The following is a 21,570-nucleotide window of genomic DNA, read 5'->3' on the forward strand; positions in this document are numbered from 1 at the left end:
GTTGAGTCTATTTATGTATAAATAGGTTTTAGCAATATGTAATAAAGCGTGTATTGAACAATAAAGGGCAAGTTGTTATGCAGTTATATAATTTGAAGCATCCTTCTCAAGTGGTAAGTTTTACTGAGGCAGTAAAACTTGGGCTAGGTAAAGATAGAGGGCTATTTTTTCCAACGGCGATCCCCGTTTTGGAAGATATGGACACGTTATTAGCACTGCCGTTTGTTGAAAGAAGCCAAAAAGTGATAGGTGCTTGGCTAGCTTCAGAGCTTGGACAAGATACCGTTGATGCATTAGTTGAAAAGGCATTCAACTTTGATGTGCCTTTAGTGAAAGCAGATGACAATCGATATAGTTTAGAGCTTTTTCATGGACCGACCTTAGCATTTAAGGATTTTGGTGCCCGTTTTATGGCCCAATGTCTGAATGAGTTAGCAAAAGATGAGACGATTAATATTCTTACCGCGACATCAGGTGATACTGGAGCGGCAGTAGCCGATGCCTTTTTTGGTCTTGATGCCATTAATGTGGTGGTGCTTTATCCAAAAGGAAAAATCAGCGTACTGCAAGAGAAGATGTTTACCACATTAGGTCAAAATATTCATACTGTTGCCGTTGATTCTGATTTTGATGCTTGCCAAGATTTAGTTAAACAGTCATTTGAAGACAGCGAAATTCGTGATGGATTGCATCTAAACTCAGCTAATTCAATTAATATCAGCCGCCTACTTGCGCAGATTTGTTATTATTTTGAAGCCGTTGCCCAGTTTAAACAGCAGCATGAGACATTACCTGTTATTGCTGTACCCAGTGGTAATTTTGGTAACTTAACCGCGGGTTTGTTTGCTAAAGCCATGGGATTACCCGTGAGCTATTTCGTTGCGGCGACGAACAGTAATGATACGGTTCCTCGTTACTTATTGGATGGGCAGTGGGCGCCTAATACCACTGTGGCGACCATGTCAAATGCAATGGATGTCGCTGAGCCGAGTAATTGGCCAAGAGTCGAAGCAATTGTTGAAAAAATGGGGTGGTCTTTAAGCGATATTAAAGGTGTGGCATTGTCAGAATCACAAACCTCGGCAGCATTATTGGCATTATATGAAGCGGGGTATTTATCCGAGCCACATGGTGCGATTGCTGCAGATGCGTTAAATCAAGTGATGGGTGAAGGTGAGAAAGGCATTTTCTTAGGTACAGCACACCCTGCGAAATTCAATGAGGTTGTTGAGGCTGAGTTGAATATTGATTTACCTTTACCTCAGGCTTTGGCTGACGTTGAGAGTAAGTCGATTTTATCTACTGAATTACCTGTCAGCTTTAAGGTATTAAAAACACATTTGTTTAATATTTTAAAGTGATCGGTTCATCTTGGAGTGGAACACTTCTTTGATAAAAAGAGCAGCATTTTATGCTGCTCTTTTTATGCCGGATAGGTTCAAATCTGGCTGATAAAAACTATATGAATAAGTTGTCTATTTCGTCATTGAAATTATTATCGATATCTTGCAGTTCTTTGAGTAGGCGATGTTTTTCTTTTAGCGCTTCTATTTCACGCCATTTTCGCTTTTTACTGGAATTTCTCGAGCGGCTGGGTTTTTCTACTACACTATCTAGCGCACAACCATAATCTAAACGATTCATAGCAACCTCCTGTCGTTTCTTTGTCATCAAATAAATAGCATGTTTTTCAAACAGGGTGCAACAAAAATGTTTCATTTGTGTTAATTTTGGGTGTTTTTTTTATTTATTTACACTTTAAATGCCGTTTGGTGTCAATGAGTGGAGAAAAAATAGGGGAGTTTATGCTGTGAGGAAAGCACAAAAAAGCCAATGATAGGGATCATTGGCTTTTGATCAAAGCGATTTGAAAAACAATGGCGAACTATATAGCCTGTTGGCGAAACAAATTGATTAATCCATTACTTGAGCTATCGAGCTCTGAGGCTTCTTCAGTCGCCGTTAAGCGTTCAAGCACATCATTGCCGAGCACTTTACCCAGTTCAACCCCCCATTGATCAAATGAGTTTATCTGCCAGATAGCCCCCTGAACAAAGGTTTTATGTTCATACAGCGCAATTAATGCTCCCAAAGTCGAGGGCGTTAACTTATCCATGAGTAAGGTATTACTCGGCTTATTACCAGGCATGACTTTATGCTTGGCGATCAGTTGCTTTTCATTGTCATCAAGGGAGCTGTTTTTCAATTCGGCTAAGGCTTCCTCAAAGGTTCTTCCTTGCATTAAGGCTTGTGTCTGTCCAAAGCAATTCGAAGCCAATTGGACATGGTGTTCACCTAATGGATTATGGCTATTGAGAGGCATAATGAAATCAGCCGGAATGAGCCCCGTTCCTTGATGTAATAACTGATGATAAGCGTGTTGACCGTTTGTGCCTTCACCGCCCCAAATAATAGGACCCGTATTATAGTCAACATTTTGTCCATTGAGAGTGACAGATTTACCATTACTTTCCATATCAAGCTGTTGGAAATAAGCGGGAAGCCCTCTTAAGTAATGATCGTAAGTTAACACGACATGGGATTGTGCATTAAAAAAGTTCACATACCATACGGATAGTAGCCCCATAATAACAGGCATGTTTTCTTCAAGAGGGGCATTGGCAAAATGTTCATCCATTTCATTGGCGCCAGCGAGTAACTCACGAAAGCGGGTCATACCGACGAGCAGTGCGATAGGCAGACCAATGGCAGACCAAAGTGAATATCGTCCGCCAACCCAGTCCCACATAGGAAAGATGTTTTCAGGTGCAATACCGAATTCACAGGCTTTTGTGACGTTGGAGCTAACGGCAACAAAATGCTTAGCTACATCACTTTGGTTGGCACCTTTGCGGATAAACCAGTCTTTTGCACTTAAGGTATTGGTTAATGTCTCTTGAGTACCGAATGACTTAGAAGACATGATAAACAGCGTTGTTTCTGCATTCAGGCCTGTGAGTTTTTCGACAATTGAGCTGGCATCGACATTAGCGACAAAATGGCAATTGATTTTTCCTGTCCAATAAGGACGAAGCGCTTGGGAGACGATTTTAGGCCCTAAAAAAGAACCGCCAATACCAATACTGACAACATCAGTAATTTTTTTACCGGTATACCCTTTCCACCTTCCTGAGGTAATGTTATCAACAAAGTTTTCCATTTTCGTCAAGGTTTGTTGAATCTCTTGGAAAATATTGTCGCCATCTAGGTTAATATCTTGGTCTGATTGAGCGCGTAAAGCACTGTGCAACACAGCACGTTGCTCAGTGGTATTAATTCTTTCCCCACTGAGCAAAGCGTGGATCTTGGTTGTTAATTCAGACTCTTTAGCCAGAGAGAATAACTGCGATAAGGTTTTATCCGTGATCTTATTCTTAGAATAATCTAGAAATAATCCACAAGCCGATAAAGAGAACTTTTCAAAACGCTTAGGATCGCTGGCAAATAGCGATCGCATATGTGGCACAGTTTCACTGTGGCTTTTTAGCGCGTTCCAAGATGATAATTGAGTTAATTCAGTCATGGTGATTTGCTCGCCAACCTAAGAGGCCAATTTGGCTTTAAGCATAGTTTCAAGTTTGCCCTGATCAATCGCAAAATTGCGAATACCTTCTGCAAGCTTTTCAACGGCCATTGGGTCTTCATTAAATTCCCAACGAAATTGAGCTTCAGTGAGAGGAGCTTCTGGCGCTTGTGTTGATGTTGCAGGTAATAACTTACGTTCAATGACTTGGTCTGTATTGGCAAGCTCTTCCAATAGCCCAGGGCCAATGGTAAGACGATCGCAGCCTGCCAGTTCAATAATTTCACCTGTATTACGAAAGCTTGCGCCCATAACGACGGTATTGAAGCCATGCTTTTTATAATAATTATAAATTTCTGTTACTGATACAACCCCTGGATCTTCGGCGGCAGGATAATCTGTACCAGTTTCTTTTTTATACCAGTCAAGAATACGGCCGACAAAGGGAGAAATTAGATAGACACCGGCTTCTGCACATGCTTTGGCTTGTGCGAAGCTAAACAGTAAGGTTAGATTACAGTTAATCCCTGCTTGCTCTAGTTCTTTAGCAGCGCAGATCCCTTCCCATGTAGAGGCTAATTTAATCAATATGCGTGACTTATCAATGCCTGCTTCTTGATAAAGTTTAATCAGTTTATGGGCTTTTGCGATAGAAGCATCTTTATCGAAAGACAATCTGGCATCAACTTCGGTTGAAATACGACCGGGAACCAGTTTGAGGATCTCAAGGCCAATATTAACAGCCAACTTATCTCCAGCATCTTCTACTTGCTGGCTTACATCGTCACTTTGTTGTTTTGCCCATGTAATAGCATTGTCTATGAGACCAGCATATTCAGGAATTTGTGCCGCTTTTAAAATAAGCGACGGATTAGTGGTGGCATCTTCGGGTTGATAACGTTTAATGGCCTCAATATCGCCAGTGTCAGCAACGATAGTCGTAATGGATTTGAATTGTTCTAATGTATTAGCCATAAAAATTACATCCTTCTCAGGTGGCAGCGTAAATATGATGAGTGCAATAGCGTATTAAAAGCGATTTTACCCTATAATCCAACTCTAAATGAAAAAAAATTACAGAAAAGTTGTAAAATATCATTAAATATTCGAAAACTGACTATTATATTTCGTTAATAGTCAATTTTTTACATGTTTGGCCATTTAATTGAGTCAAATACAAGGTTCATTAAAAAAAGCCCGTGTTTGAAGTGAACACGGGCTTTATTTTAGTACAGCTAATACCAGTTGTGATTTATTCTATGGCTTCCATACGCATGAGTGGCACCTGCTCTACGCCTGTCACTTGCGCTTCTATTCGGCGGTTGGCTTTATTCGCTGCAGCAGATCGCCCAGGAATAAGAGGTTTGGTTATACCATAACCTTTAGAGGTGACGCGGGATTTTTCAATACCAAAGCGTTTAGTGAGTATATTGGCTACTGCATCTGCGCGACGTTGTGAAAGTGCCATGTTATAGTCCGGCGCACCAACATTGGAGGCATAGCCTGAGACCTCAACCATGCTATCAGGGTATTCAATCATAAAGTCGGCAACTTTTTTAATATCCGGCATGGCCGCTTCTTTTACAACGGCAGAGTTATTATCAAATTCAGCCCCTATCTCAAATTTGAATATTTTGTCTTCATAGATGGTACAACCGTAAGCGTCCACTTGCTCATTAGGTGGAGTATTAGGGCATTGATCTATGTCATCGGGTACACCGTCAGCATCGGAATCAAAGATGACGACAACCATTTCTTCTTTGGCTTTATGGCCAAAACGATAACTGAGTTGCAGTCCCCAGTAATTACTTTCCATGTCATAAGTATTGTATTCGGTATCGTTTAGATCCTGATAACGACGGTATTTCATTTCGAACTTGAAGTTTTCGGTGACATTAAAACCGAAACCTGCACCGAAATAAGGAGCAAAATCTGTAGCGCTATAATAATCGCTACCGTAATTTTGATTGTTGTACCAAAGGTAATGCATTGCACCGACTTCGGCATTAAAGCTCCACCGTTCTCCTAATGGCAAAATACCGACAAAACCTGCAGTCACGCCATGAACCCCGACATCGTTTAGGTTTCCTGAATAATCAGTAAATTCTGAGCGACCCAGATCCCTATAGCCGACTTCAATTCCGACATATTCATTGAATAAGAACCCTGCAAAAACATCCCATGCATAGGGATCGTCTTCCCCACAAGAGGCCATTGTTTTCATATCGCATTGGGGTTCATAGTCATTGATACCGATGCCAGCACCAATATACCAAGGTGTCATACCATCATCTGCATGTGCAGCAAAAGGCAGTATTGATGTAAGCAATACAGCTTTAAGTGTGTTGTTCATCATTAAAATCCTTATGTTTTATAATAAAAACTCCTCCACTGACGTCAATATAAAACACTGTTAGCGTAACAAGTGGAGTTCCTTTAACAACGGGCTAACAAGCATTAGTATCTGTCGCAAATGAGGTTATTGCCAATTTAATGGAGATATTTTTTGAGTTTATTTGCGGTGAAATGAAAAATACTGGTTTCTTAATTGAGAGTAAAATAATAGAAACTGATTTTATTATCTTGAATAACAATTGCTTGTATATTTTATTCGAATAGAAAGGGAAAATAGTCTTAATGATTGATTATACCTCACTTGTTTGAAGTTTGATGATAAAGCGTTTTCTTTATGTTACTTTCTAGCCTTAATTATTCTAAGCTGTAATGAGTAAATGCCATTAAGTGAGCTTCGTTTTTGTTGTTCTGGCTGAGTCATGTTAGATGACAGCTGATAGCGAGATACGTTAATGGCTTTGTTGGTTATGAGGGTAAACTGAAATATGTTTGAAATGATCGTTGATTTTCTGAATGCATTACTGTGGGGGAAAATACTCGTTTATGGGTTAGTCGGAGCGGGATTGTTTTTTACTCTGCGTTTAGGTTTTATTCAAATTACCCATTTTAAACATGCCATTATAACCTTGTTAAATAGCCGAAAAATGGTGACCGAGGGCGGTTTATCTTCTTTCCAAGTTTTCTGTACTAGCATGGCTGCTCGTGTTGGTGCCGGTAATATGGCTGGTGTCGCTGTTGCCATTGGAGCCGGTGGGCCCGGTGCTATCTTTTGGATGTGGCTGATTGCACTGCTAGGTATGGCCACTGCTATGATTGAATCAACATTGGCACAAATTTATAAAGTGCGTGATGAAAATGGTCAGTTTCGAGGCGGTCCTGCTTATTATATGGAGAAAGGCTTAGGACAGCGTTGGATGGGTATATTATTTTCCATTTTTTTAATTATTGCTTTTGGTTTGGTTTTTAATGCCGTTCAAGCCAATACCATTACCGCGGCCATGACTCAAGTGTTCGGCTTTTCTCCTGCAGATGTTGGATTAATATTAGTGATATTTTCAGGATCGGTGATCATGGGGGGATTACGTAAAGTCGCGCGTGTCTCCGAGTTATTGGTTCCTTTTATGGCTCTTGCTTATATTACTGTTGCTGCCATTGTGGTTGTGACTAACATTGAAAAGGTACCCGGTGCATTAATGTTAGTGGTAAAGAGTGCATTTGGTTTACAAGAAGTGGTGGCTGGTGGTGTTGCTTATAGTGTGGCACAAGCCATGCAATCAGGTATTGCGAGAGGTTTATTTTCTAACGAGGCGGGGATGGGAAGTGCTGCGAATATTGCAGGAAGTGCAGCGCCTTATCCCAATCATCCTGCATCACAAGGGTTTGTACAAATGATAGGCGTTTTTGTCGATACGATAGTTATTTGTACTGCGACAGCGGCGATTATTTTACTCACTGGTGATATCGATAGTGATGGTGATGGCATTCGTATGACCATTGATGCATTAACGGGTCATGTCGGACAAGAAGGCGGCGCTTTTATTGCTTTTACGATTTTGTTTTTTTGTTTTACCTCGATTATTGCTAATTATTCTTATGCAGAAACCAATGTGTTGTTTTTGACTGGGCATAAAGAAGGCATTTTACCTTTTTTTAGACTAATAGTCCTTGGCATGGTGATGTTTGGCTCCCTTGCAAAAGTAGGCCTAGTCTGGGCGCTTGCCGATGTATCAATGGGGTTAATGGCCACGGTGAATATTATAGCATTACTCTTATTGTCGGGATTAACCGTTCGTGTGATCCAAGATTATTCCCATCAGTTAAAGTCGGGTAAGTTACCGAGTTTCAATTATAAAGATTTTCCAGAACTCATGCGTCATAAAGAAAATGCTTGGGTTGTTGATTCAGAACAAGCCGCTAATGAAAAAAGTGTTGAAGACCCATTTTTAAAAGGCAAAAAGACACATACTTGAAAGTAAAGTTGACCCATATTGCATGTATTTTCTTCAGCCCTAAAACCTATTAGAGCAATCTAAAAATCCTCGCATTTAATACGTGGATTTTTTGTTTATGGCGAGTATGATGTGTCCATGAGTGAATAATGGCTAAGGTGTTTTATGTTGATTTTGATTTCTCCTGCGAAAACGCTGGATTTTGATACCCCCACAATAACGAAGGAATATTCATATCCTGAACTTGTAAAAGAAAGTGAAAAGTTAATTCAAATTTGTCGTGAATTAAGTCCCACTGATATTGCTAGTTTAATGAAGGTGAGTGATAAAATCGCGGGGTTAAATGTGGCACGCTTTAATAGCTGGAGCAGTGATTTTAATCTTGATAATGCTAAGCAGGCCATTCTTGCTTTCCGTGGTGATGTGTATACCGGACTGGATGCAGATTCTCTAAGTGATGAAGGGTTTAAGGCTGCCCAGAATAAGTTACTGATTTTATCGGGACTCTATGGACTTTTAAGGCCGCTTGATTTGATGAAAGCTTATCGTTTAGAAATGGGCACACGTCTTGAAAATACGAGGGGAAGTAATTTATATCAGTTTTGGGGAGAGATTATAACAGATGAGATTAATAAAGCATTAGCACAAGCGAAAAGTGAATACCTTGTTAATTTAGCCTCGAATGAGTACTTTAAAGCTGTTAAGCCCAAGAAATTAACAGCAAAACTCATTACGCCTATTTTTAAAGATCGCAAAAATGGTCAATATAAAGTGATCAGCTTTTATGCTAAAAAAGCCAGAGGGTTGATGGCGCGTTACATCATAGATAACGATATAACAACGTCGGACGCATTAATCAAGTTTGATAAGGCAGGCTATTATTACAGTGAAGCTGAGTCGAGCATGGAAAGCCCTGTCTTTTTGAGAGAGGAGCAATAATACATTTTGAAATGAATAAACCTCTTTGATTCTTTTCAATAAAAAAGCAGCATTATGCTGCTTTTTTGCGTTTTGACTGGTTGATTTTCCATCGACGTAGCATGACAAGTCCTTTTGGTTTCGCACCCTTTTCACTCCGCTGAATATTGCAGATTGACGGAGCACAGATATCATATTTTATTTATTTTTTATAGGCCTTAGCTCACTGTTTGACTGCGCCATCAGATAGGCAAAGAGTGCGTATGCAGCAACATTCTGCTGTAATTTTTTAGGGTTGATTTTGTCAAGTGTATCATTGGGAGTGTGATGATAGTCGAAGTAATCTAAACCATTTTGTCTCAAGGAAGCAACAGGGATCCCTTTATTGGGAAAAATAGAGATATCGGGTCCACCGTAGGCATTATTATTTCCCAGAGTAATATTATTGGATGTGATGGGTAATAGTGTGTGATGAAGTTCATTGAAAACATCTTGATTGACATTGAGATCCAGTTGATAGATGAAGCCTGCACCAAAATCGGATTCTGCGGCAATATAATGGTTATCTAGCTCCTTTTCATGGGCCTTAAGGTAGGCTTTTGCACCTATGATCCCTATTTCTTCAGCTGCGAATAATACAACTCTTATAGTCCTAGCGGGTTTTTTAGGGAGATCTTGTATGAGTTTTGCTGCTGCAGTGACAATGCCTACACCTGCTCCATCATCAAGTGCCCCAGTGCCTTCGTCCCAAGAATCTAAATGTGCACTGATGAGCACGATTTCTTGTGGTTTCGAGTGCCCAGTGACTTCCGCGATGACATTATAAGATTGCGTGAAACCTTGTCTTGACGATGACATCTTGAGGTTGAGAGTAATATCAGATGACCGTTTGAGCATCGCATTAATCAGATCGGCATCTGGATTGGACATCGCAGCAGCAGGTATTTTTTTGATGGTGTCATGATACTTCATTATGCCTGTGTGGGCCATTCGGTCGCTATCAGTTCCAATCGAGCGGATAAGTATGGCGACAGCGCCTTTTTCTGCTGCAATCATTGCGCCTTGGGAGCGACCTGCAACCGTTTCTCCATAACCTGCACCTGTTTTGGTTTTGCGTGTTTTATGATCAATAAACACGATTTTATTTTTCACTTGGGCAGCAGAAGCTGCTTTTAATGCATCTAAGTTATCCAAGCGAATAATGTTGGCTTGTATCCCCATTTCTGGTGTGCCTACGCTTCCACCTAAGGCTGTGATCACAAGAGGCTGTTGAAATGGGGCAATGACGTTAGCACTGGCCGTTCCTCTATGCCAAACGGGAACTTGCACCGCTTCCTTATAGACCTTATCAAAGCCTAATCTCGTGAATGTTTTTTCCGCCCACTTTACGGCGAGCAAATCTTTATCGCTGCCTGCGAGCCTAGGGCCCACTTCAACAGTGAGTGATTCAACTAATTCATAGGCTAAAGTAGACTCTGATGCCTTTTGTTTTATTTTTGTTATGTCTTTTTCTTGTTGTTTATTTTGAGGAGAATGGCTCTGGCAACCTATTAAAACTAATAAAATTAGTGGAATGCATTTTTTTATGTGCTGTTTTTTCATGAAAGCCCTTTATGTTTTTATTGTTCACATCCATTTTTTGAACAATTTAGCAAAAAGTGTGCGTTGTGTCGCGACTATATTTTTACATTCAGGTTATATTAAGGGTTAATGTTTGTTTTAGGAGAATGTGCTAGTCATGAATATTAAATTAATGCAACAAAGAGCAGATAATGCTGTTGTATTGTTAAAAGCGTTAGCGAATGAAAGTCGTCTTTTTATTTTGTGCTATTTGCTCAATGAAGGTGAAATGTGTGTCAGCGACATGAATAAAAAGTTGGGGTTAAGCCAATCGGCACTGTCTCAGCATTTAGCATGGCTTCGTAAAGATAACTTAGTGACAACTCGTAAAGTAGCACAAACGGTTTATTACTCACTGAACAGTGAAGAGGTGAGTGAGATCATACAAGTATTGAATACGATTTATGCACAAGAGACATGTACTGCTGCTTAAGCATATTGAGCATGATTTAGAATTGAAAGCGCTATCTTGAGCGTGATAGATAAAGTTGATATAGCAACTAGCGATATTGACGCTTAAATATCAAAGGCTCTTTTGATTTAACCATTTCGGCACATCTATAGCATGGACGTTGAAAATGACATTAAAAAAACCGGCATAAGCCGGTTTTTTTTACATCATATGAAGCTAAAAATTAAGCAGCAAGTGCTTTGATTTTTGCATTCAAACGTGCTTTATGACGTGCAGCTTTATTCTTGTGAATAAGGCCTTTTGTCGCTAAACGGTCAACGATAGGTTGAGCCGCAATAAATGCTTCTGTAGCCGCTTTGTGATCGCCGGTATTAATTGCAGCGATAACTTTTTTTACGTAAGAACGTAACATAGAGCGACGGCTAGCATTATGCTTACGACGCTTTTCAGACTGAAGCGCGCGCTTCTTTGCAGACTTGCTATTAGCCAAGGTGCAACTCCTAAAACTGGGTTTGATATTTTTAAGGTCGAGGAATATGCCTTGTTTTCGTCATTTTGTCAATGACAATGATTGAATCTGTGTCTTAAACACAAAATAATCCAATCGACTTTGGCTATCTTCGGCCTAACTCGTGTAATATGGTGCGCAATTCTAGCAGCTATTGCTGTCAGGCAACAGAGGTAAGCTCGACTATTTATGTGATGTTGTCGTGTTTTTGCTAACTTTAGGGGGATTATTTGAGTAGGAAACTAATTAGATCGGGTATGATTGTGAGTTCTATGACATTGATCTCTAGGGTATTAGGTTTAGTCAGAGATGTTGTTATTGCGAACTTAATGGGAGCCGGTAGCAGTGCAGATGTTTTTTTCTTTGCCAATAAAATTCCCAATTTTTTGCGTCGCCTATTTGCTGAAGGTGCTTTTGCTCAGGCTTTTGTGCCTGTTTTAACTCAATATCAAGAGAAAAATACGCCTGAAGAAACCAAAGAGTTACTGGCCAAAGTGGCGGGGACGTTAGGAGGCTTAGTCACTTTAGTGACCTTAGTCGGAGTCTTAGCTTCACCCATCTTAGCCGCTTTATTTGGCGGTGGCTGGTTTTACGCTTGGCTTAATAATGAACCTGATGGCGCAAAATTTGAACTTGCCTCAATGATGTTGAAAATTACTTTTCCTTATTTATGGTTTATTACATTTACCGCACTTTCAGGCTCGATATTGAATACGCGAGGCCGATTTGCTGTGTCGGCCTTTACACCAGTATTTTTGAATATTGCGATTATTATTGCAGCACTGTACTTTGCTCCTCATTTAGAGAAGCCTGAAATAGGGTTAGCTTGGGGGGTATTTTTTGGTGGTGTGGTTCAATTTTTGTTTCAAATTCCTTTTTTATTGAGAGAAGGTGTATGGGTTAAACCATCATGGGGCTGGCATCATCCTGGTGTGGTAAAAATTAGAACGTTAATGCTTCCGGCACTGTTTGGTGTCTCAGTCTCACAAATCAATTTGTTGTTTGATACTTTTATCGCTAGTTTTCTTATGACAGGTTCCATCAGTTGGCTTTATTATTCAGATAGATTACTTGAGTTTCCACTTGGCTTGTTTGGTATTGCGATAGCCACAGTGATTTTACCCGCATTATCAAAAAAACACGTTAATGATGAAGGTAAAGGGTTTACTCATACCATGGAATGGGGAATTAAAGCCATATTACTGTTAGGGCTTCCAGCAATGTTTGGGTTAATTTTATTAGCTAAGCCAATGTTAATGGTACTATTTATGAGAGGAGCATTTAGCTTTGAAGATGTTGAAATGGCGTCTTATAGCTTAATGGCTTATGGCAGTGGTTTACTCAGTTTCATGCTGATTAAAGTCTTAGCGCCGGGTTATTATTCAAGGCAAGATACACGCACGCCGGTTCGTTATGGCATTATTGCCATGATAAGTAATATTGGACTGAATTTATTGCTTGCTTATCCCTTCGGTTATGTGGGACTTGCGCTTGCGACTTCACTTTCGGCTTTATTAAACGCGAGTTTGTTATATCGTGGTTTATACAGGCAAAAGGTCTATAAAATTAGCCGTACAACTGTTATATTTTTTATCAAAATATTGTTAGCAGCATCTGTAATGGCCGGGGTTCTCTATCAGTTTGATCCGAGTCAAGATGTGTGGTTAAGTTGGTCGTTACATCAGCGGGGATTGATGTTAGTTGAGTTAATTGCCGCAGGTGTCATGAGTTATTTAGTCTGTTTGCTGATATTGGGTATACGTCCGTGGAGATTAAAAACAGCTGACTAATTTTAGTTGATTAAATAAGGGGGACTCTTTTAATAGGGGGAATGCCTTATTTATTGAATAATAAAACATTAACCTTTTTTATGTTAAGACATTGAAATAGATTTTATTCCTTAAATGGAGTCAGTTGGTTGTAAAAATTGGTGATTAAGAGAAGTGTTTGAATGTTGGCGGCATTCAACATTTCCAAGTCGTTTGGCTATAGTATATAATCCGCCCATTTAGACAGGCTTATCATAATAAGAATGGAATTAATTCGCGGGATCCATAATATTTTACCAGCGCATCATGCTTGTGTGCTCACCATAGGGAATTTTGATGGTGTTCATCGTGGCCATGCTGAAGTGATTGCACAACTTGTTAAAAAAGCAAGGCACCTTGGTTTGCCTGCCACATTGATGACGTTTGAGCCTCAGCCACAAGAGTTATTTAATGGTGAAAATGCCCCTGCTAGATTGAGTTCATTACGTGATAAGTTGGCTTTGCTCGATGAATTGGGAATAGACAGGCTGTTATGTGTGAACTTTAATGCGCAGTTTGCCACTTTATCTGCTCGTGAGTTTATTGATGAATTGTTAGTCAGAAAACTGGGAGTCAAATACCTGGTTGTGGGTGATGATTTTTGCTTTGGCCGTCAAAGAAAAGGTAACTTTTCGATGTTAAAGCAAGCGGGTGAAGCTAATGGTTTTGCCGTCGTTAGTACACAAAGTTTTATGCTCGCTGATAAACGAGTAAGTTCAACAGAAATTAGAAATGTACTCAGTAAAGGGAACTTAGAGCAAGCAAGACGGTTATTAGGCCATCCTTTTGTGCTCAGTGGAAAAGTCTTTCATGGCGATAAAATTGGGCGAACGCTGGGATTCCCAACAGCTAATATTGCATTGAAACGACAAGTTAGCCCTGTAAAAGGGGTTTTTGCGGTTAAGTTTTATTGGCAAGGAAGTGGTGTCTACGAAGGGGTTGCCAATGTTGGATTTAGGCCAACAATTAAGGGACAAAAGTGCCAATTAGAAGTTCACTTATTTGATTTCTCAGGTGATCTTTATGGCAAAGCCGTTAAGGTGGAGCTGGTGGCAAAAATTAGAGATGAACAGCCATTTAAATCGTTAGATGCGCTGAAACAACAAATTAAAAATGATGCTAACAAAGCAAGAGCTTTGCTTGGCAATGATGCTGGCTAATAATATTAGTCAAATAATACGGTGTAGGATCAATGAGCGACTATAAATCTACTTTGAATTTGCCGGAAACTGATTTTCCGATGCGTGGTAATTTGGCTAATCGTGAGCCAGAAATGTTGAAATCCTGGACCGAAAATGGACTGTACCAGCAGATCCGTGATAGTCGTGTTGGCTGTAAACCTTTTATTTTACATGATGGCCCTCCCTACGCGAACGGTGATATCCATATTGGACATTCCGTTAATAAAATCTTAAAAGATATCATTGTTAAATCAAAGACATTATCAGGCTTTGATGCACCTTATATTCCAGGTTGGGATTGTCATGGATTACCGATTGAGCTGAAGGTTGAGCAAAAAGTCGGTAAACCTGGGCATAAAATCAGTGCCAGTGATTTTCGTCAAAAGTGTCGTGAGTATGCCGCAAAACAAGTGGATGGACAGCGAGATGATTTCATTCGTTTAGGGGTGTTTGCTGACTGGCAAAACCCGTATTTAACGATGGATTATAGCACTGAGGCGAATATTGTTCGTTCATTATCAAAAGTGATCGACTCTGGTCACTTACACAAAGGTGTCAAACCTGTTCATTGGTGTACTGATTGTGGTTCAGCATTGGCTGAGGCTGAAGTTGAGTACGAAGATAAAATGTCACCGGCTATTGATGTCGCTTTTTCAGTTGTTGATAAAGCAGCGCTATTGGCTAAATTTGACTTGACTGATTATGCGTCAAGTATTTCAATGGTTATATGGACTACAACGCCTTGGACGTTACCCGCTAACCGCGCTTTGTCTGTTGCGGCAAACATTGATTATGTGTTAGTCGAAATGAGTAAAGCGGGTGAGAAACAAGCCTTAGTATTAGCTCAAGACTTAGCAGAATCTTGTGTTGAGCGTTATGGCGCCGATTCACATACTATTTTAGGGCAAGTCAAAGGTTGTGATTTAGAGTTATTAAGATTTAATCATCCCTTTTATGATTTTGATGTGCCGGTTATTTTAGGCGACCATGTCACCGTTGAATCAGGAACGGGTGTGGTGCATACCGCGCCAGGTCATGGTCAGGACGATTTTGTTGTTGGACAACAATATGGCCTTGAAGTGGCTAACCCTGTGGGTGATAACGGTGTATATAAAGCAGATACTCCTATTTTTGCTGGTCAGCATGTGTTTAAAGCGAATAAAAATGTGATTGCGCTTCTAGCAGAAAAGCATGCCTTATTAAACCATGTTGATATTTCACACAGTTATCCTCATTGCTGGCGTCATAAAACGCCGATTATTTTTAGAGCGACACCACAATGGTTTATCTCTATGGATAATAATGGGTTAAGAAAACAGTCCTTAAGCGAAATAGAACAAACACAATGGCTTCCTGATTGGGGCCAAAGCCGTATAGAGAAAATGGTTGAAAACCGACCTGACTGGTGTATTTCTCGTCAGCGTACTTGGGGCACGCCTATCACCCTATTTGTACACCGTGAAACGGAAGAACTGCATCCTGATAGTGTGTCATTAATGGAGCGAGTGGCTAATCGTATTGAGCAAGAAGGTATTCAAGCTTGGTGGGATCTAGACGCGAAAGAATTGTTAGGGGATGAAGCAGAGCAATACCGTAAGGTCACCGATACCTTGGATGTATGGTATGACTCCGGCTCAACCTTTTCATCTGTGGTGGCCTCTCGTCCAGAATTTCAAGGTCATGATATTGATTTATATTTAGAAGGCTCAGATCAACATCGTGGTTGGTTTATGTCGTCCTTGATGATTTCAACGGCCATGAATGGAAAAGCCCCTTATAAGCAAGTGCTCACTCATGGTTTTACCGTGGATGGTAAAGGCCGCAAAATGTCTAAATCCATTGGTAATGTGATCTCACCTCAGCATGTGACCAATAAGCTGGGTGCTGATATTTTACGCTTATGGGTTGCGGCAACGGATTACAGTGGCGAAATGACGGTGTCTGATGAGATCTTAAAGCGCAGCGCTGATGCTTACCGGCGTATTCGTAATACGGCTCGCTTCTTATTGGCTAATATCAATGGCTTTGATCCTGTGACCGATAGTGTGGCTATCGAAGATATGGTCGCACTGGATCGTTGGGTGGTTCGACGTGCGGCAGTGTTGCAAGAAGAGTTGTTAGAAGCTTATGAGCAATATAATTTTCATGTTGTCACTCAAAAGCTGATGCAGTTCTGCTCTGTTGAGCTTGGTAGCTTTTACCTTGATATTATCAAAGACAGACAATATACGGCTAAGCAAGACAGTCATGCTCGCCGCAGTTGTCAGTCTGCGTTGTATCTGATTAGTGAAGCATTAGTGCGTTGGATTGCGCCTATTTTAAGCTTTACTGCTGATGAAATTTGGCAACTTTTACCGGGTGAACGTGAACAATTCGTCTTTACCCAAGAATGGTTCAAAGGCCTCAAGTCCATCACCATTGATAGTGATTTAAGTGATGATTTCTGGCAACAATTACTCGCAGTACGTGGTGAAGTCAATAAGGTGATTGAACAAGCGCGTCGTGATAAGCAAATCGGTGGTGCATTAGAGGCAAAAGTGACCTTATATGTTGAACCTGAACTTAAGTCAACGCTTAATCTGATGGGAGATGAATTGCGTTTTGCGTTGTTGACGTCTGAAGCCACTTTGTGTGCACTAGAAGATGCGCCAGATAATGCCATTGAAACGGATTTAAGTAGCTTGAAATTAGGCTTGAATAAAACCCAAGCTCCTAAGTGTGAACGTTGCTGGCATCATAGAGAAGATGTAGGTCAAGTGGGATCACACCCCAGTTTGTGTACACGTTGTGTCACAAATATTGAAGGTGACGGTGAAATTCGTCAATTTGCATAGATAAAGGAACGCGTTATGCCGTCGACTTGGAAAGAAAGTGGATTACGTTGGTATTGGGTTGTTGCATTAGTCTTATTGGCTGATCAACTCTCAAAGCAGTGGGTGCTATCAAATTTCGCCCTGTATGACTCATTACAGCTAACGCCTTTTTTTAGTTTTACTTATGTCCGTAATTATGGGGCGGCTTTTAGTTTTTTGAATGATGCTGGAGGCTGGCAGCGTTGGTTATTCACTGCCGTTGCGATTGGGTTTAGTTTGTTGCTGAGTTTTTGGTTAAGGCAGCAGTCTTTTAAAGCTTGGCGGCTTAATTTAGCCTATACCTTAGTGATTGGTGGTGCATTAGGTAATTTAATCGATCGTCTGCAACATGGTTTTGTCGTTGATTTTTTAGACGTATACTGGAAGACCAGCCATTTTCCTGCATTCAATTTAGCAGATTCAGCGATTTGTATTGGGGCCGGATTGATTATTCTTGATTCATTGTTTGTGAGCAAACAGAGTAAAACAACCAATGATGATGTGAAGAGGTAATGAAATGCCAAATATGCCATCTATTTTATGTCATATGAATATTTTGCTTGAAGACGGCTCAACAGCCGATAGCACAAGAGCATCGGGTAAACCAGTCAGATTTAACTTAGGTGATGAGAGTTTAAGTCCTGCTTTTGAGTCTGAAATTAAAGGACTGAAACAAGGTGATAAGCACAGCTTTACACTGCAGCCTGAGGATGCGTTTGGGGTGTCTAACCCCGATGCAATCCATCATATGGATAAGAGTCGATTTCCGACGGATTTGACGTTAGAGCCGGGTGTAATAGTGAGTTTTGCCGGTCCTGGTGGCAGTGAGATCCCTGGCATCGTCAGAGAAGTCCTTGGTGATTCTGTGACTGTGGATTTAAATCATCCACTGGCTGGGCAAGTTCTCACCTTTGAACTGGAAGTTGAGCAGGTACTTGAACAATGAATATTCTTCTTGCCAATCCTCGTGGCTTTTGCGCTGGCGTTGATCGAGCCATCAGTATTGTTGAGCGTGCTTTAGAGCTGTTTTCACCGCCGATTTATGTTCGTCACGAGGTTGTACATAACCGTTATGTTGTGCAGAACTTGAAAGATCGCGGCGCGGTTTTTGTGGAAGAGTTACATCAAGTGCCTGATGATAGCATTGTCATTTTTAGTGCTCATGGTGTGTCTCAAGCGGTTCGACGGGAAGCAAAAAATCGAGGTTTAAAGGTCTTTGATGCTACTTGTCCTTTAGTGACCAAAGTGCATTTACAGGTCACTCGCGCAAGCCGTAAGGCCATTGAGTGTATTCTTATTGGCCATGCAGGTCATCCTGAAGTAGAAGGAACCATGGGGCAATATGACAACCCTGAAGGGGGAGTGCATTTAGTTGAGTCTCCCGAAGATGTGGCTAATTTACAGGTTAATAATCCTGATAACCTTTGCTTTGTGACGCAAACAACCCTGTCGATGGATGATACGGCGGATGTCATTAAAGCTTTACAAAAGCGTTTTCCATCAATTGAAGGCCCGCGTAAGGATGATATTTGCTATGCAACACAAAATCGTCAAGATGCTGTACGCAATGTGGCTGAAGACGTAGATTTGTTCATTGTTGTAGGTTCTAAAAACAGTTCAAACTCTAACCGTTTGAAAGAGCTGGCACAGAAAAAAGGGACAAATTCCTATCTTGTGGATAACGCCGAACATGTTCAATCACAATGGTTTAATGGAGTGACTAAGGTTGCCGTGACAGCAGGTGCTTCAGCGCCGGAAGTGCTTGTACAACAAGTGATTAAAGCCATTGCTGAAATGGCGCCTAGCGTGATCACTGAGGTGGAGGGGCGTAAAGAAGATACGGTATTTGCAGTGCCAGCTGAATTACGCTAAGTAAGAGTTAACATTCAATACAAGATAAAAAAGAGGCGATAAGCCTCTTTTTTATGTCTATAGCTCATCGCTAAACTTTATATTTTACTGCTGAGTAATTAAAGCTAATCTTCAACTTCCAATAGACTATACTTTAGTATTAATCCTTGTTCGATTAAGGGAGATATGTGGATGCTTGCGAAGTAACTCATTACTTTTAATTGTAAAAAATGTTTTTGACCATGAATTGGTGAGTGTATTTCCCTCTGTATTGAAAGATTGCAAGGCAGCAAGATAGCAAGATAGCAAGATAGCAAGATAGCAAGACAGCAAGACAGCAAGACAGCAAGACAGAAAGGCAGCAAGGCAGCAAGGCAGTAAGGCAGAAAGGCAGCAAGGCAGCAAGGCAGCAAGGCAGCAAGGCAGCAAGGCAGTAAGGCAGTAAGGCAGAAAGGCAGCAAGGCAGCAAGGCAGAAAGGCAGCAAGATAGCAAGACAGCAAGACAGCAAGACAGCAAGACAGCAAGACAGCAAGACAGCAAGACAGCAAGACAGCAAGACAGCAAGACAGGAAGATAGAGGGGCAAGGATGAAGATAAAACAACAAGGAACGACACTCATAGAAGTTTTAGTTGCTCTGGTGATCTTGGTTGTAGGCTTGATTGGTATTTTTAACCTCCATTTAGTGGCGAAACGCAGTAGTTTTGCTTCTTTTCAGCAAACACAAGCCTCCTTGCTTGCCAATGATATGGTTAATCGCATCAAGCTTAATCCTACTCAATTGAATGCTTATGGCGGCGTTTATAACAGTTTACCGAGTTATCCCGATACGGATTGTGATTTAGCAGATTCAGCTTTGGCTCAATGCACTCCAGCTCAAACACTGATTTGGGATCGTTATCAATGGCAATTATTGATGCACGGTGGTTATGAGCAAGAAGGGGAGAAGAATGTGGGGGGGTTAGATTTGGCTGTCGCCTGCATACAGACGGCTGCTGAGGGAAATGTACGCATAGCCATGACATGGAGAGGGATTAATAGTACATCAGATGGAGCGACACAATATGATGATTTTGTTCAGTCTTGTGGCACAAGCGACAGTCGGCGGCGAGTGTATGTGATCGATACACTCATATTGTAATTGGGCTTAAGACATGATTAAGCAAAAAGGATTATCACTGGTTGAACTCATGGTTGCCATGTTGATTGGCTTATTTTTGATTGCAGGCGTATTCACTCTTTTTGTTCTTTCTTCTAATAATGTCACAACGACTAGCCATTTTAATCAATTGCAAGAACAAGGTCGTATTGCCCTTGATTTCATTGAACGAGACTTACAAATGCAAGGTTTTATGGCCGAGTTGACGGGAGAAGATTTTGTATTGGGCATTAACACCCGCAACAATGCTCCCATTCTCTCGAATGAGCAAGACTGTATTGGAAGTGGGGTGAATAATGCCAGCTTCCCTAATAGTGAGCCTGCACATTTCAGGCTACTTTGGGGGTATGAGCAGGGAGTTAGTGCTGAGACGTTAGAGTGTTTGACAGGGGTATTGACTCATACTGATGTCTTACAGCTTAAACGACTTATTGGTCCAAATGTCACTTCCTTTGATGATAATCGTTATTACACGGCAATTTCAGCCAATGAAGTGGTTTTTTTTGCTGGCGATCAGGCGGTACCAACACTTGATAATGCTCGTTTTTGGGAGTATCAGCATCATGTTTACTTTATTCAAGAGAATAATGGCATGCCAGTGCTCATGCGTAGAATTTTAGCCAATGGGGGGATGAAAACCTCAAGTAGCGTAGAGCAACTCGTTGAAGGTGTTGAAAATATCAGAGTGTTATATGGTTTTGATAATGATGGTGATTTAACGGTCGATAGTTTTATGCCGGCGGAGGACGTCACTGAACTGATGTGGGATAAAGGGGCCATGGCATTGCGAGTATTTGTGCTGATCCGCACGCTTTTTGAAGATAAACATTTTACAAATTCTGTCGAGTATCGGTTAGGTGACAAAACAGTAGGTCCAATAAATGATGGATATCGCCGTAAAGTCATGATGACCACATTAGTATTAGAAAACCCTCGATTGTCTAATGCGTCGCACTAAGAAAGTGGTGCGAGAGGGAATAACGGTTAAATGAAAGGATGGATCATGAAAAATCAACAAGGGATGGTGTTATTTTTCTCACTGATTGTATTACTGATCATGACGGTTATTGGCGTTGCCATTGCCATGAATGCGACGCAGTCTTTACGCATGTCTCAGGCGGGCTCGGAGAGAGTGCAAGCCAATATTGCACTTCAAGGCGCGATGAATACTGTTGTGATAAATAATGAAGGCAGTACATTAGCCAATTTAGACGATCCGCTTATACTAACGGATCTCACTTATAACGTCACCAGTACCTTAACACCTTTATATGAAGGCGATGTGGTTTGTGCACGTAGTGCACGTCCAACAGCAGGAATAGAGTGCCGAAAAGTTGAATTGTCCAGTGAAATTCAGTTCGGGCGTAAAGATTTGGCACAATTAACGCGAGTGTCTGGGTTAGAGCAAGAAGTATTGGCGGATTAATGATGACTA

Annotated in this window: 19 protein-coding genes; 13 read left to right on the top strand and 6 right to left on the bottom strand. The window is 40.9% G+C overall.

Annotation, left to right across the window (positions count from 1 at the left end; all coding sequences use genetic code 11):
• Positions 1 to 77 precede the first annotated feature (77 nt).
• On the top strand, positions 78 to 1,361 hold the full coding sequence (thrC, locus tag Q0779_RS00815) for a threonine synthase (RefSeq protein WP_298768507.1): 1,284 nt from the start codon (positions 78 to 80) through the stop codon (positions 1,359 to 1,361).
• Positions 1,362 to 1,458: 97 nt separating this feature from the next.
• Here the strand turns inward: thrC and Q0779_RS00820 are convergent, their stop codons facing one another.
• The 4 genes from Q0779_RS00820 to Q0779_RS00835 form a co-directional block, all read right to left on the bottom strand.
• Entirely contained in the window at positions 1,459 to 1,644 is a 186-nt protein-coding gene (locus Q0779_RS00820) for a DUF3545 family protein (protein WP_298768509.1), read from the bottom strand.
• Positions 1,645 to 1,885: 241 nt separating this feature from the next.
• On the bottom strand, positions 1,886 to 3,523 hold the full coding sequence (gene pgi, locus Q0779_RS00825; RefSeq protein WP_298768511.1) for a glucose-6-phosphate isomerase: 1,638 nt from the start codon (positions 3,521 to 3,523) through the stop codon (positions 1,886 to 1,888).
• Between the two features lie 18 nt (positions 3,524 to 3,541).
• Positions 3,542 to 4,498: a transaldolase gene (gene tal, locus Q0779_RS00830; RefSeq protein WP_298768513.1), complete on the bottom strand. Its 957-nt coding sequence runs from the start codon at positions 4,496 to 4,498 to the stop codon at positions 3,542 to 3,544.
• 277 nt (positions 4,499 to 4,775) lie between these two features.
• A complete protein-coding gene (locus Q0779_RS00835; RefSeq protein ID WP_298768516.1) occupies positions 4,776 to 5,879 on the bottom strand; it encodes an OmpA family protein in 1,104 nt (367 codons plus the stop codon).
• A gap of 484 nt (positions 5,880 to 6,363) precedes the next feature.
• Here Q0779_RS00835 and Q0779_RS00840 point away from each other — a divergent pair, with 484 nt between their 5' ends.
• Both Q0779_RS00840 and yaaA read left to right on the top strand, forming a co-directional pair.
• Positions 6,364 to 7,848, top strand: coding sequence for a sodium:alanine symporter family protein (locus tag Q0779_RS00840; RefSeq protein WP_298768518.1), 1,485 nt, complete (start codon positions 6,364 to 6,366; stop codon positions 7,846 to 7,848).
• Between the two features lie 144 nt (positions 7,849 to 7,992).
• Positions 7,993 to 8,766: a peroxide stress protein YaaA gene (gene yaaA, locus Q0779_RS00845; protein ID WP_298768520.1), complete on the top strand. Its 774-nt coding sequence runs from the start codon at positions 7,993 to 7,995 to the stop codon at positions 8,764 to 8,766.
• A gap of 177 nt (positions 8,767 to 8,943) precedes the next feature.
• On the opposite strand, the gene Q0779_RS00850 is transcribed toward yaaA, so the two are convergent.
• Complete coding sequence (locus tag Q0779_RS00850; protein ID WP_298768522.1) at positions 8,944 to 10,347, bottom strand: M20/M25/M40 family metallo-hydrolase; 1,404 nt, start codon at positions 10,345 to 10,347, stop codon at positions 8,944 to 8,946.
• 136 nt (positions 10,348 to 10,483) lie between these two features.
• On the opposite strand from Q0779_RS00850, the gene Q0779_RS00855 reads away from it, so the two are divergent.
• A complete protein-coding gene (locus tag Q0779_RS00855; RefSeq protein WP_298768524.1) occupies positions 10,484 to 10,798 on the top strand; it encodes a metalloregulator ArsR/SmtB family transcription factor in 315 nt (104 codons plus the stop codon).
• A gap of 202 nt (positions 10,799 to 11,000) precedes the next feature.
• Here the strand turns inward: Q0779_RS00855 and rpsT are convergent, their stop codons facing one another.
• Complete coding sequence (gene rpsT, locus Q0779_RS00860) at positions 11,001 to 11,267, bottom strand: 30S ribosomal protein S20 (protein WP_298768527.1); 267 nt, start codon at positions 11,265 to 11,267, stop codon at positions 11,001 to 11,003.
• Between the two features lie 248 nt (positions 11,268 to 11,515).
• On the opposite strand from rpsT, the gene murJ reads away from it, so the two are divergent.
• The 9 genes from murJ to Q0779_RS00905 all read left to right on the top strand — a co-directional run bounded on the left by murJ (position 11,516) and on the right by Q0779_RS00905 (position 21,561).
• Positions 11,516 to 13,075, top strand: coding sequence for a murein biosynthesis integral membrane protein MurJ (gene murJ, locus Q0779_RS00865; RefSeq protein ID WP_298768530.1), 1,560 nt, complete (start codon positions 11,516 to 11,518; stop codon positions 13,073 to 13,075).
• A 242-nt stretch (positions 13,076 to 13,317) separates the two neighbouring features.
• Positions 13,318 to 14,253 (top strand): bifunctional riboflavin kinase/FAD synthetase, encoded by a 936-nt coding sequence (ribF, locus tag Q0779_RS00870; RefSeq protein WP_298768533.1) that lies wholly within the window; start codon positions 13,318 to 13,320, stop codon positions 14,251 to 14,253.
• A 32-nt stretch (positions 14,254 to 14,285) separates the two neighbouring features.
• The gene (ileS, locus tag Q0779_RS00875) at positions 14,286 to 17,108 is read left to right on the top strand and encodes an isoleucine--tRNA ligase (RefSeq protein WP_298768535.1); all 2,823 of its coding nucleotides are present in this window, start codon (positions 14,286 to 14,288) and stop codon (positions 17,106 to 17,108) included.
• Positions 17,109 to 17,123: 15 nt separating this feature from the next.
• Positions 17,124 to 17,639, top strand: coding sequence for a signal peptidase II (gene lspA, locus Q0779_RS00880; protein ID WP_298768538.1), 516 nt, complete (start codon positions 17,124 to 17,126; stop codon positions 17,637 to 17,639).
• Positions 17,640 to 17,643: 4 nt separating this feature from the next.
• A complete protein-coding gene (gene fkpB, locus Q0779_RS00885; RefSeq protein WP_298768540.1) occupies positions 17,644 to 18,072 on the top strand; it encodes an FKBP-type peptidyl-prolyl cis-trans isomerase in 429 nt (142 codons plus the stop codon).
• Entirely contained in the window at positions 18,069 to 18,998 is a 930-nt protein-coding gene (gene ispH, locus Q0779_RS00890) for a 4-hydroxy-3-methylbut-2-enyl diphosphate reductase (RefSeq protein ID WP_298768544.1), read from the top strand. Before fkpB ends, ispH begins: the two co-directional genes overlap by 4 nt.
• Before the next feature lie 567 nt (positions 18,999 to 19,565).
• The gene (gene pilV, locus Q0779_RS00895) at positions 19,566 to 20,117 is read left to right on the top strand and encodes a type IV pilus modification protein PilV (protein WP_298768546.1); all 552 of its coding nucleotides are present in this window, start codon (positions 19,566 to 19,568) and stop codon (positions 20,115 to 20,117) included.
• 13 nt (positions 20,118 to 20,130) lie between these two features.
• On the top strand, positions 20,131 to 21,093 hold the full coding sequence (locus Q0779_RS00900) for a PilW family protein (protein ID WP_298768548.1): 963 nt from the start codon (positions 20,131 to 20,133) through the stop codon (positions 21,091 to 21,093).
• Positions 21,094 to 21,138: 45 nt separating this feature from the next.
• Positions 21,139 to 21,561, top strand: coding sequence for a pilus assembly protein PilX (locus tag Q0779_RS00905; RefSeq protein WP_298768550.1), 423 nt, complete (start codon positions 21,139 to 21,141; stop codon positions 21,559 to 21,561).
• Positions 21,562 to 21,570 lie beyond the last annotated feature (9 nt).

It is taken from the genome of uncultured Shewanella sp. (assembly GCF_947491715.1).
GTDB lineage: Bacteria > Pseudomonadota > Gammaproteobacteria > Enterobacterales > Shewanellaceae > Shewanella.

Coding starts and splice junctions, on each gene's coding strand:
- thrC (WP_298768507.1), top strand. CDS start 78: ATGCAGTTATATAATTTGAAGCATCCTTCTCAAGTGGTAAGTTTTACT.
- Q0779_RS00820 (WP_298768509.1), bottom strand. CDS start 1,644: ATGAATCGTTTAGATTATGGTTGTGCGCTAGATAGTGTAGTAGAAAAA.
- pgi (WP_298768511.1), bottom strand. CDS start 3,523: ATGACTGAATTAACTCAATTATCATCTTGGAACGCGCTAAAAAGCCAC.
- tal (WP_298768513.1), bottom strand. CDS start 4,498: ATGGCTAATACATTAGAACAATTCAAATCCATTACGACTATCGTTGCT.
- Q0779_RS00835 (WP_298768516.1), bottom strand. CDS start 5,879: ATGATGAACAACACACTTAAAGCTGTATTGCTTACATCAATACTGCCT.
- Q0779_RS00840 (WP_298768518.1), top strand. CDS start 6,364: ATGTTTGAAATGATCGTTGATTTTCTGAATGCATTACTGTGGGGGAAA.
- yaaA (WP_298768520.1), top strand. CDS start 7,993: ATGTTGATTTTGATTTCTCCTGCGAAAACGCTGGATTTTGATACCCCC.
- Q0779_RS00850 (WP_298768522.1), bottom strand. CDS start 10,347: ATGAAAAAACAGCACATAAAAAAATGCATTCCACTAATTTTATTAGTT.
- Q0779_RS00855 (WP_298768524.1), top strand. CDS start 10,484: ATGAATATTAAATTAATGCAACAAAGAGCAGATAATGCTGTTGTATTG.
- ribF (WP_298768533.1), top strand. CDS start 13,318: ATGGAATTAATTCGCGGGATCCATAATATTTTACCAGCGCATCATGCT.
- ileS (WP_298768535.1), top strand. CDS start 14,286: ATGAGCGACTATAAATCTACTTTGAATTTGCCGGAAACTGATTTTCCG.
- lspA (WP_298768538.1), top strand. CDS start 17,124: ATGCCGTCGACTTGGAAAGAAAGTGGATTACGTTGGTATTGGGTTGTT.
- fkpB (WP_298768540.1), top strand. CDS start 17,644: ATGCCAAATATGCCATCTATTTTATGTCATATGAATATTTTGCTTGAA.
- ispH (WP_298768544.1), top strand. CDS start 18,069: ATGAATATTCTTCTTGCCAATCCTCGTGGCTTTTGCGCTGGCGTTGAT.
- pilV (WP_298768546.1), top strand. CDS start 19,566: ATGAAGATAAAACAACAAGGAACGACACTCATAGAAGTTTTAGTTGCT.
- Q0779_RS00900 (WP_298768548.1), top strand. CDS start 20,131: ATGATTAAGCAAAAAGGATTATCACTGGTTGAACTCATGGTTGCCATG.
- Q0779_RS00905 (WP_298768550.1), top strand. CDS start 21,139: ATGAAAAATCAACAAGGGATGGTGTTATTTTTCTCACTGATTGTATTA.